The organism is Nocardia halotolerans (genome assembly GCF_042650145.1).
GTDB classification, from domain to species: domain Bacteria; phylum Actinomycetota; class Actinomycetes; order Mycobacteriales; family Mycobacteriaceae; genus Nocardia; species Nocardia halotolerans.
The window spans coordinates 695,787-708,643 of sequence record NZ_JBHSDL010000025.1 but is presented as its reverse complement, the minus strand read 5'-3'; the positions used below and the strand labels follow the sequence as shown (position 1 = coordinate 708,643).

Sequence of the window (12,857 nt, the reverse complement as noted above, 5' to 3'; positions counted from 1 at the left end):
CGTATGGGCCATAACCGTACGGTGGTTGGGTCACGCCCCCGTACCCCCTCGTCTAGTTCGTCGCCGACAGCCGCTGACGCAGAATAGCAAGCTGTCTAGAGTAAGCAGCCATGCTGACTTTTCGGGGGGGCGCCGCAGGCGCGCTGCTGCTCGCTGCGGCGGGTCTGCTCGCGACCGCACCGGTAGCCCACACGGAGCCCGCGCCCGCCGGTGTCTCGATCACCGCCGACCTCACGCTCACCGAAGCGGGCGTCCTCGAGGTCGTGGAAACCGTGGCGGTGCCGGCCGGGGAAACCTTCACCATGTCACTGCCGTTGCGCCTGAAGGTCGGCGACGACGTGGAACGCATCTTCAAGGTCACCGACGTGTCCGCGACCGGCGCGGGCACAGCCGGCACGGTCGACGACCGGTTCGTCGTCGAAGCGAAGCCGGGCGAATCCGAGTTCACCTACACGGTGCACAACACGGTCTCCGAAGCCCCTGGCACGCAGATGTTCCACTGGCTCGGCGTGCTCAACGCCGACATCGCCACCCTCGATGTGTCGGTGATCAGCCCGAGCTTCCAGATGGGCATCGTGGACTGCAAACTCGGGCCCGTCGGTCAGGCCGAGCCGTGCGCCGAGGTGCATGTCGAACCCGACGGCGTGCTCTATCTGAGCCAGACCGATCTGCGCAAGGGCGACGCGATCGACCTCACCCTGCAGATGCCGCCCGGCACGGTGCCCGCCAACGCCGATGTGCGCAGCAGTGATTCGAACAATTTCTTCGCCTTCACCGCGCCCGTGCTCGCCGCCTTCGGCGCGCTGCTGCTCGCACTGGCGGCGATGATCGCCTACGTGCTCACCGCCCGAAAGCGTGGCGCGGCGGCGCGGCGGGGCAGCGACGCGTTCGAACCACTCAGCGAGCAGGGCGGCCGGGTGGAGTTCACCTCCCCCGACGGCGTGCTACCCGGTGAAGCCGGTCTGCTGCTCGACGAACACGTCGACCCGGTCGACATCGCCGCCACCGTCGTGGATCTCGCCGTCCGCCGGTACCTGTGGATCACCCCGGTGAACGCGCGCGGTGAAGACGATTGGCGGATCAGCCGCGTGAACGCCCCCGACGACCAACTGCGTGATTACGAGCGCGCCGTCTACGACATGCTGCTGCCCGAGGGCACCGACACCGTCGCCGTGCGCGAACTACGCGCCCCCGGCCGGCTGCGGCTCGACCCGATCCGCGCCGCCATGGTCGACGACGCCGTGGCCACCGGCGCCTTCGCCGACCCGAAACAACGCACCATCGCGCGCCTGGCCGGCGCCGCCCTGCTCGCCATCGGTGTGATCGCCACCGTGGCCCTGGCATTCACTTCCGGCCACGCCCTGGTCGGTGTGGCCATCGCGCTGGCCGGCGGGGCCGCGATGCTGCTGCCGAACTACCTGCCGACCCGAACCACCCTGGGCGACACCGTCGTCGGGCGCGTACGGGCCATGCAGCGCGGGCTCGACAGCGTCACCCGGGACCGCATCCCCCCGATCGACCAGGAAACGGTGTTCTCCCGCGCCCTGCCCTACACGGTGATCAGTGGCCGCGCCGACAACTGGATCCGCGCTTTCCGCGACATGGACCCGTCGGCCGACTCCCAGCCGGGCATCTACTGGTTCGCCGGCTACGACCGCGACCGCAACCTACACCGCTTCGCCTCCCAATTCCCCTACTTCATCACCGCCCTGGAAAGCGCTTTTCCCGCCTCTCCGCGTATTTAGCGGGCTTTCCCGCCTCTCCGCGTCTTCAGCGGGCTTTCCCGCCTCTCCGGGTCTTCAGCGAGTCGTCCGGATGGCGGTCTGTTGACTGTCGGCCTTACGTTTCTGAGGTGGGCGGCTCGGAGGTGGCTGGGGAGTTACCCATGTGCTCGCGTGATCAGTGGGTTGCTTGTCGGCGAGCGGCTGGTCAGGTTGCCTTCTTCGCGGCGGCTTTCGCTTGTTTTTTGAACTCTCGGACCTCGGCGAGGGTGTCGGCGTCGACCACGTCGGCGACTGAGCGGCGCGAGCCGTCGTCGCCGTAGGAACCGGCGGCCCGGCGCCAGCCGGCGGGCTCTACGCCGCGTTGTTTGCCCAGCAGGGCGAGGAAGATCTTCGCCTTCTGCGCGCCGAATCCGGGGAGGTCCTGCAATCTGCGCAGGACTTCCTTGCCGTCGGGATCACCGTCGGTCCAGATGCGGGTGGGGTCGCCGTCGTAGTGCTCGATCACGTACTGGGCCAGCGCTTGGGCGCGCCGCGCCATCGAACGCCCGTAGCGGTGGATGGCCGGCGGGGTCGCGGCGAGTTCTTCGAATTCGGCCGGATCGGCGTCGGCGATGCGGCGCAGATCGAAACCGCCCATGCGCTCGGCAAGTTTGCGCGGCCCACGAAACGCGTGCTCCATCGGGTACTGCTGGTCGAGCAGCATGCCCAGCAGCAACGCGAAGTCATCGGTGCTGAGCAGGTCGTCGGCCTCGGTTTCCTGCGCAAGACACAGCGGACGAGTCATACCTTCATCGTGACACATTTCACGCCCGGCCCGCGCACGCCCGACCACCGAGAACGAACCCCGCACCCCCATCGCGCCGCCTAGAAAGGCGCGCCCGCACACCGACCGCTCGCGCCGACCCAGGAAGGCAGGCTCGCCCCCGCACGCCCGATCCCCAGGAATGCAGGCACGCAACCACTCGCCCGCGCACGCCCGCCCCAGGGAAGCAGGCTCACACTCACTCGCCCGCGCAGGCCCGCCCGGGAGGCAGGCGCACAGCCACCCGACCCCGCACGCCCGGCCCCTAGGGAGGGCAGGCCGACGAAGTCGGCCGTCGGCGACCGTCCCGCCGGTCAGGCACCGTTGCGTACGCGACGAAGGAGCAAGCAACGGTGCCTGACCGGCGGGACACAAGGGGCCGCCGACTCGAGCGCGCCAGCGCTCCAAAACTAGAGCAGCTTCTCCGTCGCCGCGAGCAGGACGCAGGTGGCCAGTCCTTCCATCGCCTTCTCCAGTTCCGGCAGTCGCGGGAAGCTGGGGGCGATGCGGATGTTCTTGTCCTCGGGGTCGTTGCGGTACGGGAAGGCCGAGCCGGCGGCGGTGAGCGCGATGCCCGCGTCCTTGGCCAGCGCGATCACTCGTGAGGCTGTGCCGTCGAGCACGTCGAGGCTGATGAAGTAGCCACCCTTGGGTTCGGTCCACGACGCGACCTTGGTGGCGCCGAGGCGGTCTTCGAGGATGCGGCGTACCAGGGCGAACTTCGGCTCGAGCAGGGCGCGATGCTTCTGCATGTGTGCGCGCACGCCCTCGGCGTCGGTGAAGAAGCGCAGGTGCCGCAGCTGGTTCAGCTTGTCGGGCCCGATGCTCTTCTTCGCGGCGTGTCCGAGGTACCAGTCGAGGTTGGCCTTGGACGAGCCGAAGAAGCTCACCCCGGCGCCGGCGAAGGTGATCTTGGAGGTGGAGGCGAACACGAGCGGCCGGTTCGGGTTACCGGCCGCCGCGGCGAGGCCGAGCACGTCGATGACGGGGGCCGCGGTGTCGGTGAGCGGGTGCACCGCGTAGGCGTTGTCCCAGAACAGCCGGAAGTCCGGGGCGGCGGCGCGCATGGAAACGAGTTCGCGCACAACCTCTTCGGAGTACACGACACCGGTGGGGTTGGAGTAGTTCGGCACCGCCCACAGCCCCTTGATCTGCGGGTCCTCGGCCAGCAGCTTCGCGATGGCGTGGGTGTCGGGGCCGTCGTGGCGCATCGGGATGGTGATCATCTCGATGCCGAGCGCCTCGGTGATGGCGAAGTGGCGGTCGTAGCCGGGCGCCGGGCACAGCCACTTGATCGTCTCTTCCGAGGCCCAGCGGCGCGGGGAGTCCGGCGTGCCGTAGAGCATCGAGAAGGTGATGAGGTCGTGCATCATCTCGAGGCTGGCGTTGTTGCCCGCGACCAGCTGGTCGACGGGGATGCCGAGTAGTTCACCGAAGATCGCGCGCAGTTCCGGCAGGCCGGTGAGTCCGCCGTAGTTGCGGCAGTCGGTGCCCGACCCGTCGCGGAAGTCGCCGTCGCCGGGAAGGGCCAGCAGCGAGTCGGACAGGTCGAGTTGTTCCGGCGACGGCTTACCTCGGGTGAGGTCCAGCGTGAGCTTCTCGGTCTGGAGCTTCGCGTAATTCGCGCGCTGAGACTCGTGTTCGGACACGAGTTCCGCGTGGCTCATCAAACCGATCTGCGTTTGCCGGGGCATCCTGGACAGCCTTTCGAAGCAGCAAGTTGGGTCTTCGGCCACGTTACCCGGCGGTTGCTCCGAATCGGCGGGCTATCCCACCTCGATCTGGGCTCGCACGCTGCGAAGGTGCGTAAGCGGATCCGTCGGGCGCGGGCCCCTCGAAAATTAAAGGGGACCCCGCGCACCCGGCAGAGCCCGTTGACCCTTGCTGCCTTCCGGCCCTGGGGGAGTTCACAGGATGCACGCCGCGCGGGATCCGTGAGCCAGTGTAGCGGTTGTCGGACCGACTAGCGATCGGGGGGATCGAACAGCAGGTCGGCGGCGCGGGCGAGGACTTCGGCTCGGCTGCGGCCCTCGTGATCGGCGACCAGGAAGTGCCCGCCGATGACCGCGCAGAACGCGAGCAGGCTGCGGGCCTCGACCTCGTCGGGATCATCGCAGAATTCGCCGATCGTCTCGCGCAGCAAGGCCATTCGGGCATTGTCGACCCGGCGCAGGCGTTCGGCGACGTCGTCGTCACGGCGGGCCCAGTCGCGGATCGCGAGGTCGATGGGCAGCAATCGGTGACTGGAGAAGGTGAGGATGCCGGCCAGGCGCGCCTTGGTCTTCGGGTCGGCGCTCGCGTGCTCGACCCGGTCGAGTACCTCGTCGATGGCCTCGCGTTCCCAGGTCTCGAGCATCGCCACCAGCAGCGCGTCCCGGTCGGCGAAGTAGCCGTAGAACCCGCCCTTGGTCACGCCGATGCGCTTGGCCAGCGCCTCCACCCGCACCGCGTCGACGCCGGCGGTGGCCAGTACGTGCAGACCTTCCTCCACCCATCGGTGCCGGGGTGTCCGTGCGGTGCCCACGTTGTCTGCCACCTCGTATCGCTCGGTTCGCGGCCGCGGCGAGCGGCCGATCCCCCAGTGTACGCAGCCGTATAGTCGCCTGGCCGATGGTAAAGCTGGCTACCATCTATCCGAATATCGGCAGAGGGGGGTTCCGGTTCCCCGTGACTTACAGGGGGTTCCGCGTGACCGGCCCGAATCAACAACCACCCGGCTCAGTACCACCGTCCGACCCCACCGTGCAGTGGTGGGAGCGCCCGGGCCCGGATGCGGGGCAGTCGCCCGCGCAGGCGGACCCGACCTTGCTGCGTGGCGAAATCGGGCCCGGTCCTTACCCGGGTCCGCCCGCGGTGACGCCGTATCAGAGCGGCGCAAACCCGCAGCCGTACGCCGCCGCGACGCCATATCAAAGTGGCGCCAACGCCCAACCTTTCGCGGCGCAGCCACCGCAGAGCGGGGTCAACCCGCAGCCGTTCGCCGCACCCCAGCCGTTCGCCGCCGCACCACAGCCCGGTGGAGTCAACCCGCAGCCGTTCCCCGGTGGTCCGCAGCCGCAAGCCGCCTTCGGTGCGATGCCACCGCAACAGCCGTGGGGCACCCCGCCGCGTCCGCCCTCGTCGGGCAACAAGGCGGTGTGGTGGATCGTGGGCGGTTCGATCGTGCTGATCGGCGCGCTGATGATCGGTTTGCTCGCCTTCGCCGCCGACAAGGTCGAAGACGACAACCCCTTCGGCCCGGACCCCTCGGAGTGGGCGGGCTCCTATGTCTTCAAAGAGGGCACGAACGCCTGCGATCTGGTCGACCTGAGCGTGCTGAACCAGTGGTCGACCACCCGCGACACGACCACCCACACCGAACGTGGCCCCTCGGAGTACATCGGCGGCGGGTCCTACGACTGTGACGCCGCCAACAAGGACGCGGGCCGCCGGGGCGACAGTGCGAGCCTCGCGCTCGAGGTCGAGTTCATGACCAAGAGTGAAACCGAATCGGACTACTCGCGGTGGAAGAGCTACGACACCAAGACCACCGGCAAGGACTACGACCACGGGCCGATCAGCGGGCTGGGCACCGAGGCGTATTACGCCGCCGAGCAGCGGATCTACAGTTCGATCCCGAACGACTACACCTACGTGGTCGCCGTGCTCGACAGCAATATCTCGGTGAAGGTCGAGATCGAGGTGGAGACGATGGGCGGTTTCGACAAGGCCGCCATGCGCACCGCCGCCGAATCCCAGGTCCGCAAGGTGCTGGCGGCGTTGAAGAAATAGCAGGTCAGAGTGGGTACCAGGGGGCCGGTTTGGTATCGACCCCCTGCTACCGGCTATGCTGCTCCACGGAGGATTCGCCTAGTGGCCTATGGCGCTCGCCTGGAACGCGGGTTGGGTTAACGCCCTCAGGGGTTCAAATCCCCTATCCTCCGCCACAGCAGGGCCCTGATCGGTTCGCCGGTCGGGGCCCTGTTCGTTTAATCGGTGGATCTGTCGGTGGGCACCCGTAGAGTATGCCCCGATGGTGCGGGAGACCCCCACCACATCCACTCGCTGTCGTCGCCGCTCCTCACAAAAATGAGCGTGCAGACACAGCGGAGTGGGTACTTACCCTTCGCGCCCGTGGTGAATCGACGGCGTGCGCCGGTCGTTGCCACCACGGCACCGACCGCCAGAACTCAGAGAGAACACAGTGAACACATCACCTGACACGAGCATCGGCCGCGACGCGACCGGGCCGATCCGGCTGATGCTGCGCGATCGCAAGACCGCCACCGGCCCGATCGACGGCGCCTGGTGGCCGCGGACCGACCAGCCGATGACCGAACTGCACCAGCTGGTGGCCGCGGTGAGCCCGCGCATCGGCAATCTGGCCCAGCTCGGCTTCGACTGGAACGCCGGCGAGGCGGGCAGCGACTCGAACGATCAGGCCGCCCGCATCATGCACCTGGTCGGCAGCACCGGAGCGGCGCTGGCGCTGCTCGTCATCCCCGCGGCGACCGAACCGGCCGCCGCCCGCAGCCATATGCGCTGGGCGGCGGGCAAGCCCCGCATCCAGGATCCCGCGCCCGCCGACACCGCCGCCGACGGGCCACGCACCCTGGTGCGGGCCCGCTGATCAGCGGTCGCTGGTGTAGGTCGGGTCGAAGTCGCGCGGTGTGCCACCACGGCGGCTGAGCAGACGGTCGAACCATTCACCGAGGATGACGCCCGCGGCCAGCGCGCAGCCCACACCGAAGGCGCCCAGGATCTGGCTGAAGCCGAGCAGTGTCTCGTCCTCGAGCATGAAGTAGAGCCCGCGATACACCTTCAGACCCGGCAGCAGCGGGGTGATTCCGGCGGTCGCGACGACCAGCGGCGGCGTGAGCGCCCGCCGCGCCATCAGACCACCGGCCATACCGATCAGCGTGGCCGCCATCCCGGAGGCCACCACCGGGCCGAAACCGATGTCCTGCGCAATGAGGAAGACCACTGTGCCACCCGCGCCACTGAGCGCGGCCGCGAACAGAGCCCGGCGCTCGGCGTAACAGGCCATCGCGAAGGCCACCGCCGCCACGGCACCGGCACACAACTTGAGCGCGAGGAACTCGGTGTCGCGTCCCGCGCCCGCGGCGATCTCGGGTACCGAAATGCCCAGCATGGCCGACACGCGCAGCGCCAGACCGATGCCCGCGACGATGCCACCGGTCATCATCACCACTTCGAGCATGCGCGCCGCGGCGGTGACCGGCGCACCGGTGATGGCGTCCTGCACTGAACCGACCAGCTGGAGTCCACTGAGCAGCACGGTGATGCCCGCGGCCACGACCAGCGCGGCATCGGCTCGCCAATCCGGCAGGAAGCCCGCGAGCGCGATCGCCGGCGAGGCGGCGATGACACCACCGATCATGTTCTGGAAGAACAGCGGCAGACCGAGCTGATGCAACGCGCGGTTCACCACATCGATCACGGCGGTGGTCGCGAAACTGATCACCGCCAGCATCACGCCGCCACCGAGCAGCACCGCGATCGAGGCCGCCAGCAGCGACCAGCCCGCCGTCGACACCCAGCGCGGATAGGGGTGGCGCAGCGAGACGATCTCGTCGAGGGTGGCGTGCGCCTGGTCGACGGGCACCACCTGGCTGCGGATCCGGCGGGTCAACCGGTCGACGGCGGCCAGGCGGGTGAAGTCGAGCGAGCGGTACTTCACCACCCGCATATCGCTGGCCGGGGGCAGCCGGGCGCCGCGGTCGGCCCAGATGCGGATCGCGTCGAAGGTGACGTCGATGTCGCACTTGTCCAGACCGTAGGTGGAGGCGATGAAGCGAACCTGCGCCGAGGTGTCACCGACACCGGTGCCGGCCGAGAGCACCACCTCCCCCACCCGCACCGCGAGGTCGAGCACCTGCGCCACCTCGGCGTCGTCGCTGAGATCGATCGGGCGCAGTGGCGCGGGCGCGGCGACGATGTTGTCGGCGGTGGCCCGCTGCGAGGGCAGCAGGAAGGGCCGGCGCAGCCGGAATCTGTCTCGCAGACTCGGGCGTTCCGTAGTGGTGGCACCGTCGCCTTCCGCCACTGGGTCCACACTCATGCTTCGACGGTAATCGCGTCGCGGGTGGGTTCGCTCCCCCGCAACGTCATCGTCAACGTGTCGTTGGTAACTGTGGCGACAGTTCAGATGTCATCTATCAGTCCGGTGCTATAGGCGGTGGCCGCCAGATGCTGTAGACAGCGTGGTCCGCACCCATCGTGCTCAGTCAGCACGAAACGGGCCTGCTGAAGCGAAGAGATGGGAGAATCGGCGACGCAGTCGGCATGCGCGGCGCGCCAGCGGTCTTCGTTTCCGCTGGTGTGAGTCCGCGTTGTCGGCGGGTCTGGTGCGGATGTGTCGGGCAGGGTGTGACGGTAGGGGCCGGCGATGGAGGCGATGACTGTATGAACACCGGGACGGGGAAGGTGATTCAGGAGCGGCGGCGGTTGCTCGGGCTGTCGCAGCCCGCGCTCGCCACCGCGATCGGGGTGAGTTCGCGACAGATCACCCGCTACGAATCCGAGGAACAGTCGCCGACCCTGCCGGTCGCGATCCGGTTGGCCGAGGCGCTGCGTATTTCGCTGGCCGAGCTGGCGGGCATCGTCGACAACCGGGTCGACCTGGCCGGCCGGTGGTGGGCAGCCTGGCAGAAAGCGGCGAACCACGGCGAGGAGGTCGAGGTAGCGGAGGTGACGATCCGGCACGAGGGTGACCATCTGCTGCTCGATTCGGCCGCCGAAGCCCCGGCCGCGCAGGCGGATCCACCTGCCGGTGTGCGCGGCGAGATGCGGGTCTGGGACGGTGACGCGCTCACCGGCTGGGTACGCGGCATGGACATCGCGTTTCCGGTCGGCACCATCTACTACTCGCTGCATCCCCAAGGCGCTCAGGCCGTCGGCTCGTGGACGACGAAATCCGGGCCCGACGGCCTGGTCCGGGGCTGGAGTGCCCTGGCCAGGGAGAAGTCCGATGCGGAGAAGCTGCTCTCGGAACTCGTACGTACCGACGGCACGGTGGGGTCCTGGCCGGGCAGCTCACGTTCGGCCTGAAGCCGCCGGTGGATGTCGGTCACCGTCGGGCGCGCGGTGTCGACCGGCGGTAGCCGCAACAGGTAGCGGGTGAGCGCGCCGAACACGAACAGCCCCACGGCAATCCACAGGAAGATGTCCATCTTTCCCCTCCGAACGAGTCAGTGCTGGCACGGGTGGCGCGGTATGGTGATGGTGAAGCCGCCGAAGAAAAGTATGGTCGCCGTCAAGACCTTTTGGACAGCAAAAAGCGTCTACAAACGTCTACAGTTCTCTACGATGGCACCATGTCCAGTCGGGGCGAGCAGGGGAACGTCGAGACCACTCTCGTAGGCGCACGGTTGCGGCGACTACGGGAAGAGGCCGGGTTGTCCCTGGCGGCGCTCGCCACCCGCGTGCCCTACAGCAGGGCAGCGCTGGGCCACTACGAAACCGGCACGCGCGCCGCGCCTTCGGAAGTGATCGACTGGTACGAACGGGTGCACGCCCACCGCGCAGGCAAGCCGCTCATCGAGATCGGCCCACCGCACCAGGGCGCGAACGCCACCGGTTATCACTGCCCGTTCCGGATCGACGGACTGCTCGAAGGCGAAGCCACCGGCACCGATCCGGCGGCGGCCCTGCACTCCGCGTTGCGGGCCGTCGGCGCCGAACTGGCGCGCAAACGTCGCTAACCGGTCGACGCCGCCACCACGGCCGGCACCGATTCGGCGAGTAGTTCGAGGTAGCGGTCCGGATCAGCAATGACGGCGAGATCGGAATGCACCGACAACGCGACGGTTTCACCGATGCCGTGTACGCCGTGGGTGAGGTGCATGACGGTGCCCAACGCCGGAAAACCACCCGTGAACCGCACCGGCGCACCGGCAAAAGAGAGGTCGGCGGCGCCGCGGTAGACGCTGGAGACCACGGTGTTGCCGTCCACGGCGGGCGGCACGGTGTCGAGGTCGGCGCGTTCCACATCACGGACGGTGAACAGCGCCGGTACCGTCTCGCCGACTCGATCCTGTGCGGCGAGCAGCGGATTCAGCGCGCGCTCGCGGCGGATGGCGAGTTCTTCGGCGATCCGGTCGGCGCGGATTCGCAGGTCGGGTTCTTCGATGTGCAGGTCGATCGACAGACCGCGGTAGTTGTTGCGGGCGGTGCCGGGCGCGGGCAGCGCCATCGGCACAGCGGTGCCGAGGTGCCGCGGGAGTTGACCGCGTTCGGCTAGGTAGGTGGCGAGTGCGCGCGAAATAGCCGTCAGGGCAACGACAGTGACTGTATGCCCGGGAACGCGCAGTGCACCGACGTCCAGAACGAGCATCCGAACGCGATGATCGAAAGTGCGCACCGGTGCGGCCGGATTCAACGCGCACGGATCGAAGCCCGTTGCCGCGGGCGGTATCTCACCCGCGTCGCCACGTCGCAGCAGTTCCCGCTGCGCCGCGTGGGCGAGGCGACCACGGCGGACAGTTCTGACCAACTGCCGGGGAAATCGCAGCGCGCCAATCACTCTCGGGTCAGTGAACCATCCACAGATCTGTGCACAGTAATCCACAGGCCGGAGAGGGTTTTTCGCAGGATCTGACGGGTTTCGCGTGAAGTTGTCCACAGGGCCGGCGGGATGGTTGTGGACAACTTCTTCCGGTGCGAACAGCGATCTGGCCAGGGCGGCGGCGCGGGTGCCGTCGGCCAAGGCGTGGGAGAGCTGGACGACCGCCACCAACGACGGCCCGGTCGATCCCGGCGCATCGCGCACCCCACGGAAGACATGAATGCGCCACGGATGTTCGGTGGCGTCGAGGCCGGTACCCAGAAGTTCGCCGACCCGCGTGAGCACGGTATGCCAAGCCGGGGCCGCTGGCCGATGTTCGATGAATTGCTGGGGCGCGAATTCGACGGGCTCCCAGCGCGGATAGTCGAGCCCGCCCGCGATCTCACGCGCCCGGATCCGTAGGTCGGCGATGCCGTCGGCGCGCGCGGCTGTGAAGGCGCGGAGTTCGTCCGTGGTAGCGGGAGATTCGGCGAAGCAGTAGAGCAGGAACACATCATTGACGGTGCGCCGCGACAACCAGAACATCGTCGCGTCGCGCGCGGCCATCGTGGTCATCCGGCCACGATAGGGCACAGCTGAAAAGGCCCCGAGTCCCTATCGACCCGGGGCCAGGACTGCCCGCTCGAGGCGCATACGCGGTTCAGCCGCGCGCGAACTGCCCCGCGGTGACGTCGGCGAGAAATGCCCGCCACTCGCCCTGACCGAAGGCCAGCACGGGTCCGCGGCCACGGTCCTTGGTGTCGCGGACCGCGATATCGCCGCCGGCGAGAAAGGCCACTTCCACGCAGTTCCCATCAGGTCCGCTGTAGCTGCTCTTGCGCCACACAGCGCCCGTCACATCAACTTCCACAGCACTTGCTCCTTTGCATCAGCGAGAACGGGATAACTCGAGGATTCGTTGCAACATTCCAGAATCCGGCGCGACCGAGGAGTTACTTCGTGGCACACACAGCGATGCCACACAGTGCACGCAACCGATCGGCGCGAACCAGCACATCGAGACGTTTCGGTCTCCGGGGGCTGCCCCCGCGGAAGAACACTAGCAGGTCTTCCGCAAGTTTGCGGATGAGAATTTGCTTTCTCATATGCATTTGCCAAGCTTGCGAAGTCGAGCGTTTGCGGGACCATTGCCAGACACCCCCTACCCATTACCCAGCCCGCTGACACATCACGATTTACATTCGTGTGATTAGTCCGTGATACGTCAATTTCTCGGCCGTCTCAGCTGCCCCATGGGCACCATCGACGCCGGACGTGGATCATGGGGGAATGATCTCCCGTGACCGCGACGCCGCAGGTCGTGCCCGCAACGACCGCCCCCGCGACCGACTCGGCCGACCCCTGCCGCCGGGCAGTGCCGGAGTCGCCCGAATTCCGGACGACCTCGAGCTGCCACCCCAGCAAACTCTCACCTTCGCCCAGCAACTGCTGGACGACGGTTTGGCATTCAACGCACACGAGGTATTGGAGGCGGCGTGGAAGAACAGGCCGGTAGCCGAGCGGATGCTCTGGCAGGGCCTGGCCCAATACGCCGTCGGCATCACCCACATCCAGCGTGGCAACGCCAAGGGCGCCGCCACGCTGCTACGCCGGGCGAGCGAGCGGCTCACGGCCTACCCGGCGAACGCCCAGCACCACGACGTGGACGTGACCGGCGTGGTCGCCCACGCCCAGCGCCTGCTCGCCGCGCTCGACGCGCAGACCTCCATCACCGATGAGCAGTTGCGCACGAGCCTGCGCCGCACATCCGCCTAGAATCGCGTAG

12 protein-coding genes, 1 tRNA gene and 1 other RNA gene are annotated in these 12,857 nt (G+C 68.0%); 7 read left to right on the top strand and 7 right to left on the bottom strand.

Features of this window, described 5'->3' with window-relative positions:
- Positions 1 to 110: 110 nt before the first annotated feature.
- Positions 111 to 1,745, top strand: a complete 1,635-nt coding sequence (locus tag ACFO5K_RS21815) for a DUF2207 family protein (protein ID WP_378565991.1) — start codon at positions 111 to 113, stop codon at positions 1,743 to 1,745.
- A gap of 184 nt (positions 1,746 to 1,929) precedes the next feature.
- Here ACFO5K_RS21815 and ACFO5K_RS21810 read toward each other — a convergent pair whose 3' ends face one another.
- From ACFO5K_RS21810 to ACFO5K_RS21795, 4 genes are all read right to left on the bottom strand, one after another.
- On the bottom strand, positions 1,930 to 2,508 hold the full coding sequence (locus ACFO5K_RS21810) for an HhH-GPD-type base excision DNA repair protein (protein ID WP_378565988.1): 579 nt from the start codon (positions 2,506 to 2,508) through the stop codon (positions 1,930 to 1,932).
- 428 nt (positions 2,509 to 2,936) lie between these two features.
- On the bottom strand, positions 2,937 to 4,220 hold the full coding sequence (locus ACFO5K_RS21805; RefSeq protein ID WP_378565985.1) for an aminotransferase class I/II-fold pyridoxal phosphate-dependent enzyme: 1,284 nt from the start codon (positions 4,218 to 4,220) through the stop codon (positions 2,937 to 2,939).
- Positions 4,221 to 4,368: 148 nt separating this feature from the next.
- Positions 4,369 to 4,463, bottom strand: an RNA gene (gene ffs / locus ACFO5K_RS21800) — signal recognition particle sRNA small type.
- Between the two features lie 26 nt (positions 4,464 to 4,489).
- The gene (locus ACFO5K_RS21795; protein WP_378565982.1) at positions 4,490 to 5,062 is read right to left on the bottom strand and encodes a TetR/AcrR family transcriptional regulator; all 573 of its coding nucleotides are present in this window, start codon (positions 5,060 to 5,062) and stop codon (positions 4,490 to 4,492) included.
- A gap of 152 nt (positions 5,063 to 5,214) precedes the next feature.
- Between ACFO5K_RS21795 and ACFO5K_RS21790 the strand changes: the two genes are divergently transcribed.
- The 3 genes from ACFO5K_RS21790 (at position 5,215) to ACFO5K_RS21780 (ending at position 7,135) form a co-directional block, all read left to right on the top strand.
- Positions 5,215 to 6,297, top strand: coding sequence for a hypothetical protein (locus tag ACFO5K_RS21790; RefSeq protein ID WP_378565979.1), 1,083 nt, complete (start codon positions 5,215 to 5,217; stop codon positions 6,295 to 6,297).
- 67 nt (positions 6,298 to 6,364) lie between these two features.
- Positions 6,365 to 6,452, top strand: a tRNA-Ser gene (locus tag ACFO5K_RS21785).
- A gap of 257 nt (positions 6,453 to 6,709) precedes the next feature.
- A complete protein-coding gene (locus tag ACFO5K_RS21780) occupies positions 6,710 to 7,135 on the top strand; it encodes a DUF5994 family protein (RefSeq protein ID WP_378565976.1) in 426 nt (141 codons plus the stop codon).
- On the opposite strand, the gene ACFO5K_RS21775 is transcribed toward ACFO5K_RS21780, so the two are convergent.
- A complete protein-coding gene (locus ACFO5K_RS21775) occupies positions 7,136 to 8,587 on the bottom strand; it encodes a threonine/serine exporter family protein (protein WP_378565973.1) in 1,452 nt (483 codons plus the stop codon).
- A gap of 344 nt (positions 8,588 to 8,931) precedes the next feature.
- Here ACFO5K_RS21775 and ACFO5K_RS21770 point away from each other — a divergent pair, with 344 nt between their 5' ends.
- Positions 8,932 to 9,576 (top strand): helix-turn-helix domain-containing protein, encoded by a 645-nt coding sequence (locus ACFO5K_RS21770; protein ID WP_378565970.1) that lies wholly within the window; start codon positions 8,932 to 8,934, stop codon positions 9,574 to 9,576.
- 266 nt (positions 9,577 to 9,842) lie between these two features.
- On the top strand, positions 9,843 to 10,229 hold the full coding sequence (locus ACFO5K_RS21765) for a helix-turn-helix domain-containing protein (protein WP_378565967.1): 387 nt from the start codon (positions 9,843 to 9,845) through the stop codon (positions 10,227 to 10,229).
- On the opposite strand, the gene ACFO5K_RS21760 is transcribed toward ACFO5K_RS21765, so the two are convergent.
- Together ACFO5K_RS21760 and ACFO5K_RS21755 are read right to left on the bottom strand one after the other, a co-directional pair.
- Positions 10,226 to 11,647, bottom strand: coding sequence for a wax ester/triacylglycerol synthase domain-containing protein (locus tag ACFO5K_RS21760; RefSeq protein ID WP_378565965.1), 1,422 nt, complete (start codon positions 11,645 to 11,647; stop codon positions 10,226 to 10,228). The two genes, ACFO5K_RS21765 and ACFO5K_RS21760, sit on opposite strands and share 4 nt — an antisense overlap.
- Before the next feature lie 85 nt (positions 11,648 to 11,732).
- A complete protein-coding gene (locus ACFO5K_RS21755; protein ID WP_378565963.1) occupies positions 11,733 to 11,942 on the bottom strand; it encodes a DUF397 domain-containing protein in 210 nt (69 codons plus the stop codon).
- Positions 11,943 to 12,361: 419 nt separating this feature from the next.
- On the opposite strand from ACFO5K_RS21755, the gene ACFO5K_RS21750 reads away from it, so the two are divergent.
- A complete protein-coding gene (locus ACFO5K_RS21750) occupies positions 12,362 to 12,847 on the top strand; it encodes a DUF309 domain-containing protein (protein ID WP_378565960.1) in 486 nt (161 codons plus the stop codon).
- Positions 12,848 to 12,857: the final 10 nt, after the last annotated feature.

Coding starts and splice junctions, on each gene's coding strand:
- ACFO5K_RS21810 (WP_378565988.1), bottom strand. CDS start 2,508: ATGACTCGTCCGCTGTGTCTTGCGCAGGAAACCGAGGCCGACGACCTG.
- ACFO5K_RS21815 (WP_378565991.1), top strand. CDS start 111: ATGCTGACTTTTCGGGGGGGCGCCGCAGGCGCGCTGCTGCTCGCTGCG.
- ACFO5K_RS21770 (WP_378565970.1), top strand. CDS start 8,932: ATGAACACCGGGACGGGGAAGGTGATTCAGGAGCGGCGGCGGTTGCTC.
- ACFO5K_RS21765 (WP_378565967.1), top strand. CDS start 9,843: ATGTCCAGTCGGGGCGAGCAGGGGAACGTCGAGACCACTCTCGTAGGC.
- ACFO5K_RS21775 (WP_378565973.1), bottom strand. CDS start 8,587: ATGAGTGTGGACCCAGTGGCGGAAGGCGACGGTGCCACCACTACGGAA.
- ACFO5K_RS21760 (WP_378565965.1), bottom strand. CDS start 11,647: ATGACCACGATGGCCGCGCGCGACGCGACGATGTTCTGGTTGTCGCGG.
- ACFO5K_RS21805 (WP_378565985.1), bottom strand. CDS start 4,220: ATGCCCCGGCAAACGCAGATCGGTTTGATGAGCCACGCGGAACTCGTG.
- ACFO5K_RS21750 (WP_378565960.1), top strand. CDS start 12,362: ATGATCTCCCGTGACCGCGACGCCGCAGGTCGTGCCCGCAACGACCGC.